The sequence below is a fragment of the Agrobacterium pusense genome (assembly GCF_900102105.1).
In the GTDB taxonomy this organism is placed as follows: domain Bacteria; phylum Pseudomonadota; class Alphaproteobacteria; order Rhizobiales; family Rhizobiaceae; genus Agrobacterium; species Agrobacterium pusense.
In genome coordinates this window covers 212448-233270 of record NZ_FNBB01000006.1, presented here as the reverse complement: position 1 = coordinate 233270, position 20823 = coordinate 212448, and the positions used below count along the sequence as shown (strand labels likewise).

Below are 20823 nucleotides of genomic sequence, written 5' to 3'. Positions count from 1 at the left end.
GTTCAGCCCTTCGTCAGAACGCCGAGGCGCTCTCCAGAGTACACGCTTTCGCGCAGTGGCTGCCACCACCAGGCATTGTCGAGATACCATTGTACGGTCTTGCGAATGCCGGTCGCAAAATTTTCCTGTGCTTTCCAGCCGAGTTCTGTTTCGAGCTTCGTCGCATCAATGGCATAACGTGCATCGTGACCCGGGCGGTCGGTGACGTATTTGATAAGCTGCGCGTAAGGCTTCGATTGCGGGCGGAGCTCATCCAGAATGGCGCAGATGCAGTTCACGACGTCGATGTTCTTCTGCTCGTTTCTGCCGCCAACATTGTACTTCTCGCCGACAAGGCCCTTTTGAACGATGAGCCAGAGTGCGCGGGCGTGGTCCTCCACGTAAAGCCAGTCGCGGATGTTCGCGCCGTTGCCGTAGACCGGCAGCGGCTTGCCCTCCAACGCGTTCAGAATGATCAGGGGAATGAGCTTTTCCGGGAAGTGGAACGGGCCGTAATTGTTAGAACAGTTGGAAATGACGACTGGAAGGCCATATGTCCGCTGCCAGGCGGTCGCCAGATGGTCGCTTGCGGCCTTTGAGGCAGAGTAGGGCGATGAAGGATCGTAAGGCGTGGTTTCTTCAAAAAGACCGTGGTCGCCGAGTGAGCCGTACACCTCGTCTGTCGACACGTGCAGCATCCGGAAATTCGCCTTGGCGTCGCCCTCAAGAGTGCTCCAATACTGCCGCGCCGACTCCAGCATCGTGAAGGTGCCGTTGATGTTGGTCTGAATGAAGTCAGCAGCCCCTGTGATGGAGCGATCGACGTGGCTCTCGGCTGCCAGATGCATCACGTAATCCGGCTCGAATGTCGCAAATGCGTCGTTTATCGCTGTCCGGTCACAGATGTCGGCCTGAAGGAAGCGGTGATTGGGCGCATTCTCGATCGGCTTCAGTGACGCGAGGTTTCCCGCATATGTGAGTTTGTCAACGGTGAGAACATCGGCGCCAATCTCGCTCACCAAGTAGCGTACAAGGGCGGAGCCAATAAATCCGGCGCCGCCGGTCACTAGAACGCGCATCATCAGTTTCCAGTTTTTTCGTAAGTGAAATATTCAGGCAGATCGGACAGAAGCGGTTGCTTTGCGTCTTTATCTGAAAGGACGATGCCGTCCAGTTCAGGCCAATTTATGCCTATGGCGGGGTCGTCCCATTTTACACCGCGGTCATTGGCGGCACTGTAGGGAGCCGTCACTTTGTATGAGATGACAGTGTCGTCAACGAGCGTCATGAAACCATGCGCAAATCCCGCCGGCACCCAGAGTTGGTCGCCATTCTCTGGCGATAGCTCAGCGGCAATCCATTGTCCAAAAGTCGGTGACCCCGTCCGAATATCGACCGCGACGTCGAGCAGCCGCCCTCGGATGCAACGAACGAGCTTGCCCTGTGCGAAGGGTTCCGTTTGAAAATGAAGCCCTCGCACGGTTCCTGCCTGGGCTGACAGAGATTCGTTATCCTGCACGAACTCAACGTCCGCGACGTTCTCGCGAAACCACTCCCGCTTGAAAACCTCGCTGAAGTAACCTCTGCTATCGCCGAAGCGGGCTGGGGTTATCTTTTTCACGCCCGATATGGGGAATGCTTCTAGTTGCATTTCGCGGTCCTGTCTGGTCTCTCTCGACGGTGATATGGCTTGATCGGAAGAGACAGTCAATAACGCTTTATTGATCCCGCACAAGTGCAATGGCTCGCGCGCCGAACCGGAAGCTGGAGGCTTCGCGACCCACTGGTGTTTTTTTGCAATGATATTGGTAGAGCTTCGGGAAGTATTCGGCCATTACGCTACACGTCAGGCGCGAAATACAATCTCGATCAAGATCTGGTCCGGCTTGGTTGAGCGGCTTCAGTCTCGCATGTCCGATTGCGCTCATTTCCACATCGCCCGCATTCGCGCACCCACATCGATGCGGATCTGCTGCGCGCTGCGTTCGGAAGCGGCAGCCGATACCAGTGGCCAGCTCATCGTTTCGAAAAATTGCAACAGCGTCGCCGGGATGAAGCGGGTTCTGGCGGCGTAAACATGCCGGTCACCCTGCTGACTCTGCCCGCCTGTGAAGAAGCGTTGGGGCGTGATCAGAGACAGGCTGTCCTTGGCGCGGGTCATGGCGACATAGAGCAGCCGGCGTTCCTCCTCCAGTTCCTGGGTGGTGCCGACGCCGAGGTCGGAGGGGATGCAGCCGTCGACCACATTGAGGATGAAGACGGAGCGCCACTCCTGGCCTTTGGCCGAATGGATGGTGGAGAGGCTCAGATAATCCTCGTCGAGCAGCGGCACGCCGGCCTGGTCGCTGGTGGCGTCGGGCGGATCGAGCGTCAGCTCGGTCAGGAAGCGTTCGCGTGAGGGGTAACCGCCGGCGATCTGCTCGAGCTGCAGCAGATCGGCCTTGCGGGTGTCCGCATCTTCGTGGATGCGTTCCAGATGCGGCTCGTACCACATCCGAGCCTGCCCGATCTGGCGCGGCCAGTCATTCGGCGCCTGCCGCAGGCCCACCAGCATTTGCGTGAAGGCTGCCCAGTCATCGCCGGTTTTCGGCGGCGGCGGAATTTCGGCGAGGGCAAGCAGCGGCTCTGGGTCTGTCGCAATCGCATCGAGAATATTGCCAGCCTTTTTTGGTCCGATACCTGGCAGCATCTGCAGCAGCCGGAAACCGGCGACGCGGTCGCGCGGGTTCTGTGCGAAGCGCAGCACGGCCAGCATGTCCTTCACATGGGCGCTGTCCAGGAATTTCAGGCCACCGAATTTGACGAAGGGGATGTTGCGGCGGGTCAGTTCCACCTCGAGCGGGCCGCTATGGCTGGAGGTGCGGAACAGCACGGCCTGCTGTTTCAGCGTCATGCCGGTTTCGCGATTGGCGAGGATCTGGTCGATTATGAAGTTCGCCTGCTCGGTTTCATCCTTCACCGTTACGAGCCTCGGGCGCTCAAGCGATACCCGCTCGGTCCACAGGTTCTTGGTGAAGCGCTCGCGCGCGAGATCGATGACGCCGTTGGCGGCCGCAAGGATCGGCTGCGTCGAGCGATAGTTGCGGTCCAGCGTGATGATATCGGCCGCCGGGCTGAAGGAAGCCGGGAAATCGAGGATGTTTCGCACCGTCGCCGCACGGAAAGAATAAATCGACTGCGCATCGTCACCCACCACGGTTAAACCGCGGCCACCGGGCTTCAGCGCCATCAGCACCGATGCCTGCAACCGGTTGGTATCCTGATATTCATCGACCATCACATGGTCGAAGCGGTTGCCTATATCGTCAGCCAGAACGGGGTCGCTGACCATCTGGGCCCAGTAGAGCAGAAGATCGTCGTAATCGAGCACGTTCTGGACCTGCTTCGCCTCAACATAGGCCGCAAACAATTCCCTGAGTTCGCTTTCCCAGTTGGCAACCCAGGGATAATGCTGGCGCAAGATGTCCTTGAGTGGTGTCTGGGAATTCACGACACGCGAATAGATCGCAAGACAGGTGCCCTTCGTCGGAAAGCGGCTTTCGGTTTTGGAAAAACCCAGCTCGTGCCGGGAAAGGTTAATCAGGTCGGCGCTGTCTTCGCGGTCGTGGATGGTGAAATCGATGTTGAGGCCGATTTGCTCGGCGTAGATGCGCAACAGCCGTGCACCAATGCCGTGAAACGTGCCGGACCACGCCAATGCATCTGTCATGATTGCCGAGTTTGCCCCGAGGACCTGCTTGCATATCCGTTCGACACGGCGCGCCATTTCGGAGGCGGCGCGCCTTGAGAACGTCATCAGCAGGATGCGGCGGGGATCGGCGCCATTCACGATCAGATGCGCAACACGGTGAGCCAGCGTATTGGTCTTGCCCGAACCGGCGCCGGCGATGATCAAAAGCGGACCGGCGACATGTCCATCCACCAGTCCAACACCATGTTCCACGGCCTTGCGTTGCTGCTCGTTCAGTTTTTCCAGATAGGCAACCGCCATCCTGCACTAATCCTCGATATCTGTTCTAGGCGAAGTTGCCTGCCCGAAAACGGCGGGCGACTGAGCCTGCGCCGCCATGTGGCCTTCGTGCCGCAATGATTAGCAAAGACTCAAACAGCAAGCCAGAACAAATGCTGAACGTAAAGGCCTTGCTGCACAAGTCCGGTTGGAGCCATCACCTGACAGCTCGATTTCTGAAGTCTCTTCCTCGAATGTTGCCTCAGGAGCGGAAGCGGATATGCTGTCGGCGCATCGCCGGAAATCAGATGAGGCAGTTGTCTCATTGGTTTGAAATAAAGAGATATTTCATGTTTTCCGAGGCGCTTTTCCTGCTTTTTCCGGGAGCGTTGAACGCTATCGGGTTTAACGGTCATTACCCCGGAAGAGGCTTATTCACTGGGAGGAAAAAATCATGAGACGACTTAAATTCTGCCTGATCGCTCTGGCCGCAATCGCTGCCTCGACATTTGCACAGGCCGAACAGAAAGCGATGAAATCCGATGTCACCATCGCTTCTGACATCAACTACCTGCTTTATACGCCCAAGGATTACGCCGGCTCAAACAAGACCTATCCTCTTGTCGTCTGGCTGCATGGCGGCGATCAGGGCGGCAGCGACGTCGAAAAGCTACGGTCGAGCGGCTTACCGAAAATGATTGAGGAGGGACGTGAGTTTCCCTTCCTGGTGTTTTCACCGCAAAATCCGAGCGAGGAACTACTTTACCCGATCGAGCGTGTTGCAAGCGTTCTTGAGGCGGTGGTGGCCAACCACCGGGTGGATCGGGAACGCATCTATCTGATCGGCTATAGCCGGGGAGGGTTCGGCGCATGGTCCATGGCAGAGCAGTTTCCTCAAACTTTCGCCGCAGTGGTTCCGATTGCCGGCGGCGGCATTCGGCACTACCTCAATCGAACGAACGAGAAGGCGGCTTTCTGGGCCTTTCATGGTGCAAATGACGAGGTGATCCCGCTATCCGATACAGTGGTTCTCGTGCAACGTCTTAAGGAGCTGAAGCGCAATGTTCGGCTCACCGTGCTTGAGGACACGGACCATCAGGCGGTCGAGGGAAAAGTGCTGAACGACGAGGCGATGTGGACTTGGTTGCTTGAGCAGAAGCTTGCGGGCAAAAAAGCACCCTCGGGTCCGTAAATACGGGCAGACCGCTGCTTTTTACAGCTGACATTGCCGTTTCTGCCGCGTTTTGCCATTGCAGCGCAGGCTTGCGATAATCTGCGACCCTTTCAGCGAATGCACTTTATCGCTTGACTCCCTACGCGGAGATGGTGCTAATACGCATTAGCTGCTAATACGTATTAGCACGGAACGAATGCCGGAGGAGGGCATGGCGTGTCCAGTCACAGACGTCTCACGCAGAACGATATCGCCAAGCTTGCCGGCGTCAGCCAGGCAACGGTGTCGCTTGTTCTGAACGGCGCGCCGGCAGCGGTCGCGCGCATCCCGGACGAAACCCGGGAAAGGGTGCAGGCCGTCATTCGCCAGACCGGTTATGTTGCCGATCCGATTGCGCGGCGCATGGCCAAGGGGCTGAACCGGATCCTCGGCGTTTTCACCTATGAGCCAGCATTCCCGAGCGCCCAGGCTGACTTCTTCACGCCCTTCCTGCTGGGCATCGAAGAAGAGGCGCAGCAGCAGGCTTATGATCTTCTGCTGCTGACGAGCGCCGGTGTCGGCGATAACCGCAAGATTTTCTCGGAAGGCAACAGGCTTCGGATTGCGGACGGCTGTCTGGTTCTCGGCCGCGAGTTCGATCGCAAGGAACTCGCCCGGCTGGTTTCGGAAGACTATCCCTTCGTCGCGATCGGCCGGCGTGAAGATGCCGGTGGTCCGGTTCCCTATGTCGGCGGCGACTACGCTGCGGGCACGCGTCAGCTCGTCGAAGACGCCATCGCGCTGGGACACACCAAGCTTGCCTATATCGGCCCGCATGGTCCGGCAGAATCGATTGCCGATCGCTGGCAAGGTTTCAGCGCGGCGCTCGCAGATGCGGCCACGATTGCCCTGCATATCAAGGCGGTCAACCGCCCGGCCGACAAAATACTCGATGCCATCATTGAGAGCGGGGCCACAGCCGCCTTCTTCATAGAATTGGCCGATGCCGTGCGCGTCGAGGCGCTGGCGCGGGCGAGGGGGCTTGTCGTGCCGGACGCATTTTCGATGATCGTGCTTGGCAGCCATATCAGGGCCGCACGCAGTCCCGTGCGTTTCACCTCCTATGAAATTCCGCGCGAAGAGATGGGGCGGCAGGCAACCGCCATGCTGGTCAACCGCATCGAGACCGGCAGCGCCGGTGGGCAGATCCTTCTCAAATGTGAACCCGTCAAGGGAGAGACGTTGGGGCGGGCCCCGACCGGCTCGGCAAACAAGTCCTCAGTCAACAAAACGGATGTGACGTCGTGAAAGACATGAAAGCAGATATTCTCGTGGTCGGTGGCGGCCTTGGCGGCGTAGCGGCGGCACTGGCGGCCGCACGAGCGGGCAAACGCGTGATCATGACCGAAGAATACGACTGGATCGGCGGCCAATTGACCAGTCAGGCCGTTCCCTCGGACGAGCATACATGGGTTGAACAGTTCGGCATCACCCGGTCCTACCGGGCGCTGCGCAACGGTGTGCGGCAATATTATCGAGACTATTATCCGCTGACGGAAGGCGCGCGCGCGTGGGGCGACCTTAATCCGGGCGGCGGATGGGTGAGCCGCATCTGCGCCGAGCCGCGTGTCAGCCTCGCGGTCATGGAAAGCATGCTGATGCCCTATATTGGCGCGGGTCGCCTGACGATACTCAAGCCCTGGCGTCCCGTCGCGGCCGATGTGGACGGCGACCGGGTTCGCTCCGTGACCGTCCGCCATCGCGACAGCGGCGCTGAAGTCGTCATATCGGCCGATTACGTACTCGACGCCACCGAACTTGGCGATCTGCTGCCGATGACCGGCACGGAATATGCCAAGGGTTTTGAGGCGCAGTCGGACACGGAAGAACCGAGCGCGCCAGAGCACGCTCAACCGGACAATGTGCAGGCTGTCTCAATCTGCTTTGCCATTGACCATGTCGATGGCGACCAGACGATCGACAAGCCTGAGAACTATGACTATTGGCGCTCTTACCAGCCGCATTTCTGGGGTGGTCCGCTCCTCGGCTTCACCGCGCCCCATCCGCGCACGCTGGAGCATACCACCCGCTCCTTCACGCCAAATCCCGATGATAATCCCCTGCTGGTCGATGCCGACCAGCGCAAGGGCGGCGGTGATGAGAATCTCTGGATTTTCCGGCGCATCGCGGCACGGAAAAACTTTGCGCCCGGCTTCTACCAATCGGATATCTGCCTCGTGAATTGGCCGATGATCGATTACATGGATGGCACGATCATCGATGTGACCGAGGAAGAAAAGGCGCGCCACCTCAAGGCGGCGGCAGATCTTTCTTATTCGGTCTTTTACTGGCTGCAGACGGAAGCGCCGCGTCTTGATGGCGGGCAGGGGTTCCGCGGGCTTCGGCTGCGTGGCGATATCACCGGCACCGACCATGGGCTCGCCATGGCGCCCTACATTCGCGAGAGCCGCCGTATCAAGCCGGTGACGCGCATCGTTGAGCAGGATCTTTCCTACACGGTTCGCGGCGAAAGGGGCGCGGTCCGCTATCGCGACAGCATCGGTATCGGCATGTACCGCATCGACCTGCATCCATCCACCGGCGGCGACAACTACATCGACGTGCCATCCTGTCCGTTTGAAATTCCGCTCGGTGCGCTGATCCCGCAGCGGGTGAAAAATCTCATCCCGGCCGGCAAGAACATCGGCACGACGCATATTACCAATGGTTGCTACCGCCTGCATCCGGTCGAATGGAACATCGGCGAAGTGGCCGGGATGCTTGCGGCGCACTGCCTGGAAAATGGTCTCACGCCGCATCAGGTGCAGGAAGACGATGACCGCCTGGAAGCCTTCCAGACGCAGCTGACCCGTCAGGGCATCGAAATACGCTGGCCTGATATCACGGCCTATTAGGACGGCGGTTTGCCGTCTCATCGAACCCATCTTTGGAGGAGGACCGGGAATGAACAATCATTTTAAACTGAAATCCACGGCCTGTGCGCTTGCCCTGGTCGGCTCGTTTGCGCTTGCGGGGGGAGCGATTGCGCAGGATGCGGTTAATCTGCGCATGACGATCTGGAGCGCCAACGAGGCGCATCTCAAGCTCTTCAACGAGATCGCAGCCGGTTTCAAGAAGGATCATCCAAATGTCAGCGTGACTTATGAGTCCCTGCCTTTCGATACCTACACGACTGCACTCACCACACAGATCGCGGGCGGCAACGCACCTGACATGGCCTGGATTTTCGAGACGTCGGCTTATGATTTCGTCAAGTCCGGGGCGCTCTACCCGCTGACGGACACACTGAAGGCTGCGCCGGGATATAATGTTGAGGAGGTGGGTGCCGGCGCCACGGAACGCTGGTCGCAGGACGGTACGCTTTACGCCTATCCGTTTTCGACCTCGCCCTTCGCCGTCTTCGTCAATAACGATCTTATCAAGGCTGCCGGTGCCAAGACCCCTGCCGACATGATCGCTGCCGGCGAATGGACGTGGGACAACGCCATCGCAACCGCGTCGGCTGTCGCCAAGACCGGAAAGGGCGGGCTTGTCGTCCGCGATTTCAATTACCAGAGCTGGCAATACCTCACCTCCGTCTGGAATGGCTGGGGGGCTTCACCCTGGAGCGCTGACGGCGCAACCTGCACCATGGCGGAAAAGCCGATGGCGGATGCCATTTCGTTCATCCACGACGCCATCTTCGACAAGAAGGCCATTCCGGGCCCCGGCGAGACGGTCGATTTCTTCGCTGGCAATGCGGCGATGACGATTACGCAGATCAGCCGTGCCTCGCTTCTGCCGAAGGAAAAGCCATTTGGCTGGGACCTCGTGCCTCTTCCGAAGGGCCCTGCGGGCGATTATGCGCTGATCGGCCAGGCGGGTATAGGCGTCATGCAATCAGGCAAGAATGCCGAGACCGCGGCGCAATTCGTGGCTTACATGACCAATCCGGAAAATTCCGCCAAACTCAGCCAGTTCTTCCCTTCAGCGCGCAAGTCTTTGCTGAATGCGCAGGTGCTGAAAAAGACGAACCCGCTGCTCAGCGAGGAGCAGATCGAAAAGGTTGTCATCTCCGGCATCTCGACCGGCAAGGTCATGCCCGGCCATACCGGTTTTGCCCAGATCCAGCAGATCGTGCGTTCGAACCTCGACGCCGTCTGGCGGCCGCAGGCCGATGTGGCCGGCGCGCTTCAAAAAATCTGCGGCCAGATCGGGCCGCTCTTGAAGCGCTGAGGAGAAAACCATGGCTGTCGCGCAGGATATTGCCCGTACTCAGGATCGTCCGGCCCCGGCGTTCTGGACCATCGCGCGGCGCGACAGCCTTGCGGGATTCCTGTTCATCGCCCCGCAGCTGATCGGCATCGTCATCTTCGTTCTGATCCCGCTCGGGCTGGTGTTCTGGTATTCGCTGCATGAATGGAATGTGCTCGCCAACACCTTCACCTATACGGGTGCGCAGAACTACCGGATGTTGGTCGAGGACAGCAATCTTCGCGACGTCCTTGGCGCGACGGCGATTTTTTCGGCCGGGCTCGTCGTGTTCAACCTGTCACTGGCGTTGCTTCTGGCCGTGTTGCTCAACCAGAAACTGGCTGGCATCGCGATATTCAGGACGCTGTTCTTCTCGCCGGTCGTCGTCTCGCTGGTTGCCTGGACGATCGTCTGGGGGTTCCTGTTGCAGAAAAATGGCGGCATCAACGGCATGTTGCTGATGGCCGGCATCGAAGGCCCCAACTGGCTGCGCGAGGAAACGACCGCGATGATTTCAGTCGTCGTCGTGCAGGTCTTCAAGAATGTCGGGCTTAACATGATCCTGTTTCTGGCAGCACTTCAGGGTGTGCCGAAAGAACTCTACGAGGCGGCCCGCATCGACGGTGCGCCCGCCTTCAAGCAGTTTCGTCGCATTACCCTGCCGCTGATCAGCCCGACGATCCTGTTAACCTCGATCATTACGATTGTTGGCTCGCTGCAGGTTTTTGCGCAGATCGCAGTTCTGACCCAGGGGGGGCCGGGTCTCTCGACCACGGTGCTGGTCTATTACCTCTATCAGCAGGCCTTCCAGTTTCATTTCTTCGGCTACGGCTCGACGCTGTCCATCCTGCTGTTTGTGATCGTCGCCGTACTGACCTTCGCCCAGTGGCAGATGCGCAAGAGGATCGTCTTTTATGAAAGCTGACCTTTCCCCACGCATGCAGGTCGCTCTTTACGGGTTGTTGTGCGTGCTCCTGATCCCGTTCGTCTTTCCGACCTGGTGGATGGTGACGTCATCGATCAAGCCGATCAGTGATATCTTCGCATTCCCGCCGCAATTCTTCCCGCAAAACCAGGACTGGACGAGCTATTCCAAGGTCTTCGAGTTGCAGCCGTTCGTGCGGCAATACTGGAATTCCGCCTATATCGCCGCTGTGGTGACGGCAGGAACGATGATCATATCGTCCATGGCAGGCTATGCTTTTGCGCGGATCCGGTTTCCGGGCGCAAATCTCATTTTCATGGTCGTGCTGCTTGGCCTGCTCATTCCGTCGGAAGTCACGATCGTGCCGCTGTTTCAGATGTTTCTGAAGGCGGGCATGGTCAACACACACTGGCCGCTCATTCTTGTGCCGATCTTCGGTGCGCCCAGTGTTTTTGCCACTTTCGTCATGCGGCAGTTCTTTGTGACGCTGCCCGCCGAGCTCGAAGAGGCGGCGCGTGTCGATGGTCTCGGGCGCTTCAAGATATTCCGCAAGATCGCGCTGCCGCTGGCAAAACCAGGGCTGGCCTCGGTTGCGATCTTCACCTTCCTGCACTCCTGGAACCTGTTCCTTGAGCCCATCGTCTTTCTCTCCAGCGCAGAGATGTTCACGCTGCCGCAGGCGCTGACCCAATATACCGACGCCTATGGCGGACCGATGTGGAATATCCAGCTTGCCGCAGCGACGCTGACGGCGCTGCCCGTGCTCATCGTCTTCGTGATTGCCCAGAAGCAGTTCGTCGAAGGCCTCGCCCATACCGGCCTCAAGGGCTGAAGAACCGGATTTAATCGATGGCTAACGTAACCCTGTCCGACATCCGCAAAAGCTATGGCGCGGTAAAAACCATTCACGGCGTCGATCTCGATATCAGGGATGGCGAATTTGTCGTCCTCGTCGGACCCTCCGGCTGCGGCAAGTCGACCCTGCTGCGGATGGTCGCCGGTCTCGAAACGATCACGGGTGGTGAACTCAAGATCGGCGAGCGGATCGTCAACGATCTCGATCCCAAGGACCGCGACATCGCCATGGTGTTCCAGTCATACGCTCTTTATCCGCATATGACGGTCGCAACCAATATGGGCTTTTCGCTGGAGCATCGCGGCTCAAGCAAACAGGAAATCGCCGAGAAGGTGAACTGGGCGGCGGAGATCCTTGGTCTTACCGCATTGCTCGACCGTTATCCTCGCCAGCTCTCCGGCGGTCAGCGCCAGCGCGTTGCAATGGGTCGCGCAATCGTTCGCAATCCGCAGGTGTTCCTTTTCGACGAACCCCTCTCAAACCTTGATGCCAAACTGCGCGTCGTGATGCGTGGCGAGATCAAGGCTTTGCATCAGAAACTCAGGACCACCACGATCTATGTGACGCATGACCAGGTGGAGGCGATGACGATGGCTGACAGGGTCGTTGTGCTGAACGGCGGCCGTGTCGAGCAGGTCGGCACGCCGCTCGAACTTTACGACCGTCCGGCAAACCAGTTCGTTGCCGGCTTCATAGGCTCACCTTCCATGAATTTTCTGCCCGGCGTGATATCGAAAGCCGGTTTTGAAACCGGCGGTGTGGTCTTGCCATTGCCGGCCGCTGCCGCCGCTCTTGCGCGAAAAGGGGCGACTTATGGCATCCGGCCCGAGCACCTCGCCCTTGATCCCTCGGGCGTACCGGCCGAGATCCTGCTCGTCGAACCGCTGGGATCGGAAACGCAGGTCACCATGACACTGGGTGGTTCGCGGGTGCTCGGCGTTTTTCGCGAACGCATAGTCCAGGCAGTCGGCGAGGAGATAAGGATATCCCCGTCTTTGGACGGCATTCATCTGTTTTCGGACGAGAACGGCAATCGGCTGAACTGAGCCCCGGCGCGCGTCCAGAAAGGTCCGGCCGCGCTTCAGCCATCTCCGCGACCGATCATCTCAAAGAAAGCTGCTTTCGAACAGCTCGCCTGAATAGGCGGCATGGGTAACGCCTGCTTCAAGGTCGGCCTTGGTCAGCTCATCCACAAAAACGCCGTTCTGCATCACCAGCACGCGGTCGCACATATGGGCGATGACAGCCAGATCATGGCTGACGAGAACAAAGGTCAGATCGCGTTCTTCGCGCTGGTCGGCAAGAAGGTTGAGGATTTCAGCCTGGATGGAAACGTCGAGCGCGGATGTCGGTTCATCGAGCAGCAGGATCGGTGGTTCGAGGATCAGCGCGCGGGCGATTGCCACGCGCTGGCGCTGACCGCCGGAAAGTTCATGCGGGAACCGCTCGGCAAAATGCGCAGGCAGGCCAACCTGTTGCAGGGCGGCAGGAACCTTCGACCAGCCGTCGCCAAGCCCCATGGCGCGGATGGGCTCGGCCAGAGCCCGACCGATGCGGTGGCGAGGATGCAGCGAACCGTAGGGATCCTGAAACACCATCTGGGCCAGTTTCAGTTCGTCGCGGCTGCGGGTCTTGCCGACCGGTTTTCCATTAAAGCTTATCGAGCCGGTCCAGCCACCCTCCAGACCTGCCAGCGAGCGCAGCAAGGTCGATTTGCCGCAGCCGCTTTCGCCGACAATTCCGAGGGTTTCGCCTTTGTTGACCGTAAGGCTGACGCCGCGTACGACGTGGTTACGTTTTTCCTTGGCGCCGTAGACGACGTCGAGCTTGTCTACCGTGATCATCGCATCACCTCCGCATCGATTGCCTGACGATCCAACACCTTGAGACGCCTGACCGGATTGCGGGGATCGGGCATGGCCGCGATCAGGCCGCGCGTATAGGGATGCCGCGCATCTTCAAGCTTCGTCAGCGTTTCCACCACGCGCCCGCCATACATGACCAGCACGCGTTCGCAGAAGGCCGCCACCATGCGGATGTCGTGGCTGATGAGGATCAGGCCGGAATTGTTCTCGCGCACCATCTCGTCCAGAAGCAGAAGTACATCCTTGCGCACGCTGACATCGAGGGCCGAGGTCGGTTCGTCGGCGATGACAAGCTTCGGCTTGGCGAGCAGCATCATGGCGATCATCACCCGTTGCCCCATGCCACCCGATATCTGGTGTGGATAAAGCGCCATGACGCGGTCGGGATCGTTGATACGTACGCGCAGCAGCATGTCGCGCGCAGCAGCCCTTGCCGCCTGGCCGGTAAGCGCCAGATGCAGTTCGGCGGCTTCCGCCACCTGTTTGCCGATGGGCAGCACCGGGTTCAGCGAATAACGCGGGTCCTGCATGATCAGCGCCATCTCGCTTCCGCGGATCGCGCCCATCTGCCGTTCGGTTTTTGTGAGCAGCGCTTCGCCGAGAAAATCCATTTCCTCCGCCGTCACTGTCGCGCTCTTTGGCAAAAGGCGCATGGCGGCCCGGCCGGTGGTGGATTTGCCGGAACCGGACTCACCGACAATACCGACCCTTTCGCGGCCGACATCGAAATTGACGTTGGAAACGGCGGAAATGGCATTGCGCCCAAAACGGACATTGAGGTCGCGTACCGAGAGTATGGGAGTGCTGTCAGGAACGGGCATGACGCGGATCCAGAAGGTCGCGCAGCGTATCGCCGGCGATGTTGAAGGCAAGGCTCGTCAGCAGGATGGCGATGCCGGGCATGACGGCGACCCACCAGTAATCGAGCATGAATTTGCGGCCGCTGGAGATCATCGCACCCCATTCAGGCAGCGGCGGCTGCGCCCCAAGGCCGAGAAAGCCGAGCGAAGCAGCCGTCAGGATGATGCCCGCCATGTTCAGCGTGAGGCGAACGATGACCGAAGGGATGCACATCGGCGCGATATAGAGAAACAGGATGCGCAGCGGCGAGGCACCGTAGAGGCGGGCGGCGGCCACATAATCGGTGTTTCGCACCACCAGTGCTTCCGCGCGGGCGAGACGCGCAATCGGTGGCCACGCCGTCAGCGAGATCGCGATGATCGCTGTTCCGAGACCGGCTCCCATCGCTGCCGCAAAGGCAAGTGCGAGCACGAGCGAGGGGAAGGAGAGGACGATATCGGTCGCGCGCATTAAGATGGCATCGGTGCGCCCGCCGAAGAAACCGGCCATGACGCCAATCGCAAGCCCGATCGGACCGACGATGACCGAGACCGACAGGACGGTCTGGATGGTGATGCGGGTGCCGTAGACGAGCCGGCTGAAAATATCGCGGCCAAATTCGTCGGTTCCGGCCAGGTGCGCCCAGCTTGGCGGCTGAAGCGCGTTTTCGAGCGCCTGGCGGGCAGGATCGTAAGGCGCAATGAGCGGAGCGAAAATGGCGACCAGAACCAGGACCGCCAGAATGGCGAAGCCGAACATCCCAAGTGGCTCGTCTGCGAGTTTCCTAAGTGTCCGCACAGTTGTGGCCGACAGGCGCGACAGGACGCCGGGGCGATCGACGGTATTGTTTTGCGCGATATCGGTCATCGTGCGGCCTCCCGTGTACGGGGATCAAGCGTGGTGTAGGCCAGATCGGCGAGGAAGTTGAGCAACATGAATATGAAGCCGATCACGATCGTGGCGGCGAGGATCGCATTCATGTCGCCGATGAGCAGCGCATTGGTCATATATTGGCCGATGCCCGGCCAGGAAAAGACGATCTCGGTCACCACGGCGCCTTCCAGCAGATTGCCGTAGGAAATTGCCAGAACGGTGATGAGCTGCACGGCGATATTGGGCAGTACATGGCGTGTTATGGTGCGTGCGGGGCTGACACCTTTGGCCCGCGCCGCGATGACGTAGTCCTGGCTCAGCTGTTCGAGGGTGAAAGCCCTCGTCATGCGGGTGATATAGGCCATGGCCATATAGGCAAGGATTACGGCCGGCAGGATGATATGTCCGAGCGCGTTCCAGAAGATTTCCGTCTCGCCCGCAAGCAGGCTGTCGACCAGCATCAGGCCGGTTCTGGGTTCCACCAGACCCTCGTAGAACACGTCCACCCGGCCCGGCCCTCCGACCAGATTGAGACTGGCGTAAAAAATGACGAGCCCGACAATGCCGAACCAGAAGACAGGTATCGAATGTCCAACCAGCGCAAAGACACGCGCGAACTTGTCGATGAACGTATCGCGAAACAGGGCTGCTGCAAGACCGAGGGGAACGCCGATGATCGTTGATATGATGATCGCCAGGGTCGCGAGTTCGAAGGTTGCGGGGAAGGCCTGCGCCAGATCGCGCGTCACGGGATTGCCCGTCAGGATCGCGATACCGAAATCCCCATGCAGCAGACCACGCAAGTAAATGAAGAACTGCTGATAAAGTGGCAGATCAAGGCCAAGCCGCGCCCTCATGGCCTCATAGGCTTTTGGATCGGCAAGCTCGCCGACGATTGCTCCGACCGGATCGGTCGGCATCACACGGCCTATGATGAAGGTGATGCAGAGCAGGATGAAGAGGCTGACGATCAGTTGCAGAAAACGATGTCCAAGCCCGCGCAGTGAAATCTCCGTCATTGCTGGCCGCGCTTCCTTGAGAGAAATCCGTCAGGGGCCGGCCCTTTGCTCGCTGCTCGCCGCAGACGCGCAATTCTCTTTTGTAAAAACTCTTGATGGTACTTCATCCCAACCCCTCCCTGAGTTAACATGAAAACATATGACGTGCCGCCACGTCATCATATGAGTAACGAAGGGATTCGTATTCTGCAAGAGGGAAGACTGGCATGATTGGCGACAAAGCGAGGCCGCGGGAGAGGCGGGCGCAACAGATCATCGATAATCTCAGCGCAGAAATTCGCAGTGGAAAACTGAAAAATGGCGACCAGCTTCCCACGGAGCCGCAATTGGAACGCGCTTATGGCGTGAGCCGGACGGTGGTCCGCGAAGCGATTGCCGATTTGCGTTCTGCCGGTTACGTCGTCCCTATCCAGGGCAAGGGGGTTTTTGTCAGTAGCGACAGTGAATGGGCCGGCGTGAAACTGACGCAGTCTGAAGTTGGCACCATTGCCGAGACGCTGGAAATGCTGGAGTTCCGCCTGGCAACGGAAGGGGAGGCGGCGGCGATCGCAGCCTATCGCCGGACGGCCCAGCAGGAAGCGGCAATCTCGGCGGCGCACCGGAAAATGGCCCGTGCCATCGACGCTGGCGAATCAACCGTCGATGCGGATTACGAATTCCATTCGGCCATCGCGACCGCAACCAATAACCGCTTCTATCTGGAGGCATTGCGCCAGTTCGGTTCACGCTCGATACCGCGTGGGCAGTTCCCAACGCTGCCTGAAACCGGCGACGCGAATTATCTTCGCAAAGTCCAGGCCGAGCACGAGGCAATCCTGCGCGCCATCGTCGAGCAGGATCCCGATGCGGCCCGAAAAGCCATGCGTGAACACATGCTTGCAAGCCAGCGGCGATACAGGCTGCTCTCGGAGGCGCAATAGCATCTCGACACTCATCTTATTTCATGCGATGTCATATGATGACTTGCATGGAGAGAGGAGAGAATCGATGTATGTCGGCACCCAGGTTGCTGCGCGCGATGACGAGGATTACAAGGTCTGGGCGCAGCTCGGCGTCAAAAACATCAGCGCGGATCCGCCCGGAGCACCCGCGAGCTGGACTTTCCAGGATTTCGAGCGCCACCGTGACAAGGTCGAAAGCTTTGGCCTTGTCCTTGATATGGTGCAACTGCCGTTGCCGTCCCGGCCGATCGAGCAGGCGTCATATCCCGATATCCTGCTTGCCGGGCCGGATCGTGACCGTCAGATCGATGCCGTCTGCACGATGATCGAAAATATCGCGAGGGCCGGAATTCCTGCCGCGAAATACAATCTCAACCTCATTGGCATTCCGCGCACGGAGATGGAGCGCGGCCGTGGCGGTTCGCTCAACGAGGCATGGCGCTGGGACAAGGCGGACCATGATGCCGCACCGGGCCTCGCCGGCGTTCTGTCCGAAGACGAGAACTGGGAACGCATCGACTACTTCCTCGAACGCGTCGTGCCGGTTGCTGAAAGCAATAGGGTGCGTCTCGCCTGCCACCCTCATGATCCCTATACACCGCCAGGCTACAGGGGAGTCACCCGTGTGCTCGGCACAGTCGATGGGCTGAAGAAGTTCGTGCAGATGCGCGAGAGCCCCTATCACGGCCTGAATTTCTGCCAGGGGTCAATCGGCGAGATGCTTGATGATCCGCGCGAGGAGATCGACGACATCATCCGCTGGTTCGGCAGCCGCGACAAGATTTTCAACGTCCACTTCCGCAACATCAGCGGCGGGAAATTGTCCTTCATGGAGACTTTCCCCGATGAGGGGGACATGGACATGGTGCGCTCGCTGAAACTCTATCACGAACTCGGTTATCGCTACATGATCATGCCGGACCATGTGCCGACGATTGCCGGACGCGATCCCGTCGGCGTCGCTTTCGCCTTCTGCTACGGCTACATCGCAGCCTTGATCGAAGCGCTTGATAACAAACATCTTTGACCGTTTTGGCCCGCGACGCCCCGCTGCGTCGCGGCTTTTCCCGAACATCAATCACCGATCTGTAGGAGGAGCAGGTATGAAAAAAACATTGATCCGTCTCGCATTCACCACCGTTCTTGGCGCTATGCTCGTGCAGGGATCGCCCGTCGCGGCCAAAACCCCCAACGACCAGCTGGTTATCGGCACGTCGCTGGCCCAGGTGCTGTCACTCGACCCCCATCAGGCCACCGAGGCAAAAGCCAACGAAATCATGGCCAATCTTTATGATCGCCTGATCTCGGTGGACGGTTCCGGCAAGGTTTCGCCGCAGCTCGCCGAGCGCTGGGAAACGGATGAGAAAGGCATCACCTTTCATCTTCGCGAGGCGAATTTCGCCTCCGGTAACCCGGTGACCTCGGCCGATGTGGTTTATTCGCTCAGCCGCCTTCTGAAGATGAACCAGGCGGCCGCAGCGAACCTCAAGCGCGTGGGCTACAATGCCGACAATATCGACAAGCTGGTAAGTGCTCCGGATGAAAAAACGGTTCGCGTCGATCTTTCAGGTGAAACGACTTCGGAATTGCTGCTCTATCGTCTCGCCATGGTCATTGCCAGCGTGGTCGACAGCAAGGAACTGAAGTCCCACGAGGTCAATGATGACTGGGGGAATGCATGGCTGAGAACAAATTCGGCCGGCTCCGGCCCGTTCACCCTCAACCGCTGGTCGCCGAATGAGATCATCATTCTGGAGGCGAATAAGGACTATGTGGCCGGCAGCCCCAAAATGCGCCGCGTCATCGTGCGGCATGTGCCGGAAAGCCAGGTTGAACGCCTGATGCTGGAGCGCGGCGATATCGACATCGCCAGCGCGCTGACGGCTGCGGATCTTGCGACCTTCAACAACAAGGACGGTTTCCAGATCCAGCGTGTGCCGACGGGCGGTTTTTACGTCCTGTCCATGAATGCCGGCAAGGAGCCTCTGTCCAACCCCAAGGTCCGCGAAGCGATCGCCTACGGCATCGACTATAAGGGCATGGAAAAGACCATCATGGGTCCCTACGGCCGGGCGCGCACGGTGCCGGTGCCAGAGAATTTCGAATATGCCATTCCGAGCCCGGATTGGAAGCTCGACGTGGAGAAGGCAAAAGCGCTCCTCAAGGAGGCCGGCTACGAGAACGGTTTCACGCTCAATCTGAAGACGATCGCGCAGACGCCGCGCATCGACCTCGCCACTGCCATTCAGGCCACGCTCAGCCAGATCGGTATCAAGGTCAATATCCAGCAGGGTAACGGCTCGGACGTGATTGCCGCGCACCGCGCGCGGGATTTTGATCTGCTCATCCCGCAGACCGGAGCCTACATGCCGAATGTTCTGGGCTCGATGGAACAGTTCTCCAGCAACCCGGACAACTCGCTTGCCGCCAACAACGCCGGCAATTTCGTCTGGCGCTCGGCCTGGGATATTCCGGAACTGACCGCGCTCACGGCAAAGGCGTCGCTCGAGCCTGATGCCAAGAAGCGCGGGGAAATCTACACCCAGATGCAGGAAATGTTCGTCGCGCAGAAGCCGGCGGTGCTGCCGATGTTCGAGAGATTCGAGCCGATCGTGCTGAATGCACGCGTCAAGGATTATGTGGGCCACCCCAGCCAGACGACCCGGCTTGAAAAGGTCACGAAGGACTGACGGCAAAGCATAATTTGCGAAACAGGTGACGGGCGGTTTTACCGCCCGTTTTTATGCGTGACTGGGCCCATGCGCCAGAGTCTTCTCCCGCACATTGACCAGGAATACAGCGCCTATACGGGAAATAGTCGCGCACCATCCCGTAATTTCAGGGGGTTTTCTCAAGGACTTCATCGGTTTAGACCGTGCGGCAACTTTTCCTTCCGTCGGGCGAGAGTCGCGAACTCCGCTCACCTACCTCCCGAAGAATGCGTTGACGACTATGAACCTTGCACAGATAAAACTTCCGTCTCGGCCACTCAGCCTCAAACGTGGCGTCATTTCGGTGCCGGCAGCCTATTATTACTCCGTTCCCGTGCTTCTCGTAATCACGATTGTCATGCTGGTAGCCGAAGGCCCGGGCGTCGTGCGTGACTACAAGATCAGCCAGGATCCGCTGGAGATTGAAAACGGCGATATCAGCGGCAGCTGCAAGACACGCAAGGCGATCTTCACGACCTGCAAGGCCGATCTTTCCTACGACCATGCGGGCGTGAGCTACAAGAAGGATGTCGAGGTCATGTTCGTCGATCTCCATTCCGGCGATTACGAAACCGGGCTGGTCATCTCCGCGAAGAACCCGGAACTCGCAACGATTTCGCTGGGTCTGGACATGCTCTGGAACCGCATCATCACACTCGGCGTGTTCGTCTTTCTGCTTGGTTTCGGCAGTCTCGCCATGCTGTTCACACTTGTCCGCATGCTGCGGGTCCGCCTGCAGCTACGCAACCCGGCGCCCTTGACCGTTATTCCGGTGGCGCTGACGGCCGTTGCCGAAAAACGCAGCCGTCTTTTCGTGACCTATGCCGATACGGTCAGAGACGATAAAACCAAGCGGCAATCCTTCACGCATCTGGAACGGGGTCGCATTCCAGTTGTCATCGGCAATACCGGCAAACAGGATGTGGCGCTTGCAGTCCTGCATGGTAACGGCGCCTTGCCTGTTCTGCTTGACGATCAGCTGGAGCGGATCGACCTGACGGAACAGGAGCGAGCGGAAGCTCTCGCATCGCTCGCCCCGATGGTCGCGCATGAGACACAGGAGGCTGCCGCCGCCCAGGCCGCGTCGATGAACAAGGGGCCCGGTCTCCTGCGTAGGCTCGGGACTTTCGTCGCCATTCTCGCCGTCATCATCGTGGCGGTCATGGGCTACTGGCTGTGGTATGTCACAAGCGCTCCGTCGCAATTCAATTCCCCCGGCATGGACATCAACAACATGCTGCCGGCGGCACTCAACGAGTGGGGCTGCGCCCGCCTGCAAGAACGCTTCTCTGACGGCCGGGCTCCGTTTGGCTGCGCCGCCGCGGATTATCAAAGCTGGAAATAAAGGGTTTTCCTTTGTGCAGTCGGGTCGGTTTGCCAAAAGCGTTACAGCCTGGCACACCGGCCCGGACTCTACTCAGGATTCTTGTTGAGTAGAGGCAGATATCAATAGTTGCA

General features: G+C 59.1%; 18 protein-coding genes. 11 read left to right on the top strand and 7 right to left on the bottom strand.

Annotated features, from left to right (window positions below):
* Window positions 1-2: 2 nt before the first annotated feature.
* From rfbB to BLU28_RS16010, 3 genes are all read right to left on the bottom strand, one after another.
* The gene (gene rfbB / locus BLU28_RS16020; RefSeq protein ID WP_077987526.1) at window positions 3-1058 is read right to left on the bottom strand and encodes a dTDP-glucose 4,6-dehydratase; all 1056 of its coding nucleotides are present in this window, start codon (window positions 1056-1058) and stop codon (window positions 3-5) included.
* Window positions 1059-1060: 2 nt separating this feature from the next.
* A complete protein-coding gene (rfbC, locus tag BLU28_RS16015; RefSeq protein ID WP_077987527.1) occupies window positions 1061-1630 on the bottom strand; it encodes a dTDP-4-dehydrorhamnose 3,5-epimerase in 570 nt (189 codons plus the stop codon).
* A 273-nt stretch (window positions 1631-1903) separates the two neighbouring features.
* Entirely contained in the window at window positions 1904-3970 is a 2067-nt protein-coding gene (locus BLU28_RS16010) for an ATP-dependent helicase (protein ID WP_077987528.1), read from the bottom strand.
* A gap of 412 nt (window positions 3971-4382) precedes the next feature.
* On the opposite strand from BLU28_RS16010, the gene BLU28_RS16000 reads away from it, so the two are divergent.
* The 7 genes from BLU28_RS16000 (at window position 4383) to BLU28_RS15970 (ending at window position 12162) form a co-directional block, all read left to right on the top strand.
* The gene (locus BLU28_RS16000; protein ID WP_077987530.1) at window positions 4383-5120 is read left to right on the top strand and encodes a carboxylesterase family protein; all 738 of its coding nucleotides are present in this window, start codon (window positions 4383-4385) and stop codon (window positions 5118-5120) included.
* 198 nt (window positions 5121-5318) lie between these two features.
* The gene (locus tag BLU28_RS15995; protein ID WP_077987531.1) at window positions 5319-6389 is read left to right on the top strand and encodes a LacI family DNA-binding transcriptional regulator; all 1071 of its coding nucleotides are present in this window, start codon (window positions 5319-5321) and stop codon (window positions 6387-6389) included.
* A gap of 5 nt (window positions 6390-6394) precedes the next feature.
* Entirely contained in the window at window positions 6395-7996 is a 1602-nt protein-coding gene (locus BLU28_RS15990; RefSeq protein ID WP_077987532.1) for an FAD-dependent oxidoreductase, read from the top strand.
* Between the two features lie 49 nt (window positions 7997-8045).
* Entirely contained in the window at window positions 8046-9317 is a 1272-nt protein-coding gene (locus BLU28_RS15985; RefSeq protein ID WP_077987533.1) for an ABC transporter substrate-binding protein, read from the top strand.
* 10 nt (window positions 9318-9327) lie between these two features.
* Window positions 9328-10260 carry a carbohydrate ABC transporter permease gene (locus BLU28_RS15980; RefSeq protein WP_064264112.1) on the top strand — a complete coding sequence of 311 codons (933 nt, stop codon included), beginning with the start codon at window positions 9328-9330 and terminating at the stop codon, window positions 10258-10260.
* Entirely contained in the window at window positions 10250-11092 is an 843-nt protein-coding gene (locus BLU28_RS15975) for a carbohydrate ABC transporter permease (RefSeq protein ID WP_077987534.1), read from the top strand. The genes BLU28_RS15980 and BLU28_RS15975 overlap by 11 nt, the downstream gene beginning before the upstream one ends.
* A gap of 17 nt (window positions 11093-11109) precedes the next feature.
* Window positions 11110-12162, top strand: coding sequence for an ABC transporter ATP-binding protein (locus BLU28_RS15970; RefSeq protein ID WP_077987535.1), 1053 nt, complete (start codon window positions 11110-11112; stop codon window positions 12160-12162).
* A gap of 60 nt (window positions 12163-12222) precedes the next feature.
* Here BLU28_RS15970 and BLU28_RS15965 read toward each other — a convergent pair whose 3' ends face one another.
* Genes BLU28_RS15965 through BLU28_RS15950 form a run of 4 tightly spaced genes read right to left on the bottom strand, consistent with a single transcriptional unit; the run spans window position 12223 to window position 15713 of the window.
* Window positions 12223-12960, bottom strand: coding sequence for an ABC transporter ATP-binding protein (locus BLU28_RS15965; RefSeq protein WP_034498002.1), 738 nt, complete (start codon window positions 12958-12960; stop codon window positions 12223-12225).
* Complete coding sequence (locus BLU28_RS15960; protein WP_077987536.1) at window positions 12957-13802, bottom strand: ABC transporter ATP-binding protein; 846 nt, start codon at window positions 13800-13802, stop codon at window positions 12957-12959. Before BLU28_RS15960 ends, BLU28_RS15965 begins: the two co-directional genes overlap by 4 nt.
* Complete coding sequence (locus tag BLU28_RS15955) at window positions 13789-14688, bottom strand: ABC transporter permease (RefSeq protein WP_064264118.1); 900 nt, start codon at window positions 14686-14688, stop codon at window positions 13789-13791. The genes BLU28_RS15960 and BLU28_RS15955 overlap by 14 nt, the downstream gene beginning before the upstream one ends.
* Complete coding sequence (locus tag BLU28_RS15950) at window positions 14685-15713, bottom strand: ABC transporter permease (protein WP_022563795.1); 1029 nt, start codon at window positions 15711-15713, stop codon at window positions 14685-14687. Before BLU28_RS15950 ends, BLU28_RS15955 begins: the two co-directional genes overlap by 4 nt.
* Window positions 15714-15919: 206 nt before the next feature.
* Here BLU28_RS15950 and BLU28_RS15945 point away from each other — a divergent pair, with 206 nt between their 5' ends.
* The 4 genes from BLU28_RS15945 to BLU28_RS15930 all read left to right on the top strand — a co-directional run bounded on the left by BLU28_RS15945 (window position 15920) and on the right by BLU28_RS15930 (window position 20710).
* Window positions 15920-16633, top strand: coding sequence for a FadR/GntR family transcriptional regulator (locus tag BLU28_RS15945; RefSeq protein ID WP_004444769.1), 714 nt, complete (start codon window positions 15920-15922; stop codon window positions 16631-16633).
* 67 nt (window positions 16634-16700) lie between these two features.
* Window positions 16701-17681: a mannonate dehydratase gene (locus BLU28_RS15940; RefSeq protein ID WP_077987537.1), complete on the top strand. Its 981-nt coding sequence runs from the start codon at window positions 16701-16703 to the stop codon at window positions 17679-17681.
* Between the two features lie 124 nt (window positions 17682-17805).
* The gene (locus BLU28_RS15935; protein WP_234704094.1) at window positions 17806-19344 is read left to right on the top strand and encodes an ABC transporter substrate-binding protein; all 1539 of its coding nucleotides are present in this window, start codon (window positions 17806-17808) and stop codon (window positions 19342-19344) included.
* A gap of 262 nt (window positions 19345-19606) precedes the next feature.
* On the top strand, window positions 19607-20710 hold the full coding sequence (locus tag BLU28_RS15930; protein WP_092651345.1) for a hypothetical protein: 1104 nt from the start codon (window positions 19607-19609) through the stop codon (window positions 20708-20710).
* Window positions 20711-20823: the final 113 nt, after the last annotated feature.

What these genes read in the sequence shown, in the direction of transcription:
- rfbB (WP_077987526.1), bottom strand. Translation starts at nt 1,058, where the DNA reads ATGCGCGTTCTAGTGACCGGCGGCGCCGGATTTATTGGCTCCGCCCTT.
- rfbC (WP_077987527.1), bottom strand. Translation starts at nt 1,630, where the DNA reads ATGCAACTAGAAGCATTCCCCATATCGGGCGTGAAAAAGATAACCCCA.
- BLU28_RS16010 (WP_077987528.1), bottom strand. Translation starts at nt 3,970, where the DNA reads ATGGCGGTTGCCTATCTGGAAAAACTGAACGAGCAGCAACGCAAGGCC.
- BLU28_RS16000 (WP_077987530.1), top strand. Translation starts at nt 4,383, where the DNA reads ATGAGACGACTTAAATTCTGCCTGATCGCTCTGGCCGCAATCGCTGCC.
- BLU28_RS15990 (WP_077987532.1), top strand. Translation starts at nt 6,395, where the DNA reads ATGAAAGCAGATATTCTCGTGGTCGGTGGCGGCCTTGGCGGCGTAGCG.
- BLU28_RS15985 (WP_077987533.1), top strand. Translation starts at nt 8,046, where the DNA reads ATGAACAATCATTTTAAACTGAAATCCACGGCCTGTGCGCTTGCCCTG.
- BLU28_RS15980 (WP_064264112.1), top strand. Translation starts at nt 9,328, where the DNA reads ATGGCTGTCGCGCAGGATATTGCCCGTACTCAGGATCGTCCGGCCCCG.
- BLU28_RS15975 (WP_077987534.1), top strand. Translation starts at nt 10,250, where the DNA reads ATGAAAGCTGACCTTTCCCCACGCATGCAGGTCGCTCTTTACGGGTTG.
- BLU28_RS15970 (WP_077987535.1), top strand. Translation starts at nt 11,110, where the DNA reads ATGGCTAACGTAACCCTGTCCGACATCCGCAAAAGCTATGGCGCGGTA.
- BLU28_RS15965 (WP_034498002.1), bottom strand. Translation starts at nt 12,960, where the DNA reads ATGATCACGGTAGACAAGCTCGACGTCGTCTACGGCGCCAAGGAAAAA.
- BLU28_RS15960 (WP_077987536.1), bottom strand. Translation starts at nt 13,802, where the DNA reads ATGCCCGTTCCTGACAGCACTCCCATACTCTCGGTACGCGACCTCAAT.
- BLU28_RS15955 (WP_064264118.1), bottom strand. Translation starts at nt 14,688, where the DNA reads ATGACCGATATCGCGCAAAACAATACCGTCGATCGCCCCGGCGTCCTG.
- BLU28_RS15950 (WP_022563795.1), bottom strand. Translation starts at nt 15,713, where the DNA reads ATGACGGAGATTTCACTGCGCGGGCTTGGACATCGTTTTCTGCAACTG.
- BLU28_RS15945 (WP_004444769.1), top strand. Translation starts at nt 15,920, where the DNA reads ATGATTGGCGACAAAGCGAGGCCGCGGGAGAGGCGGGCGCAACAGATC.
- BLU28_RS15940 (WP_077987537.1), top strand. Translation starts at nt 16,701, where the DNA reads ATGTATGTCGGCACCCAGGTTGCTGCGCGCGATGACGAGGATTACAAG.
- BLU28_RS15935 (WP_234704094.1), top strand. Translation starts at nt 17,806, where the DNA reads ATGCTCGTGCAGGGATCGCCCGTCGCGGCCAAAACCCCCAACGACCAG.
- BLU28_RS15930 (WP_092651345.1), top strand. Translation starts at nt 19,607, where the DNA reads ATGAACCTTGCACAGATAAAACTTCCGTCTCGGCCACTCAGCCTCAAA.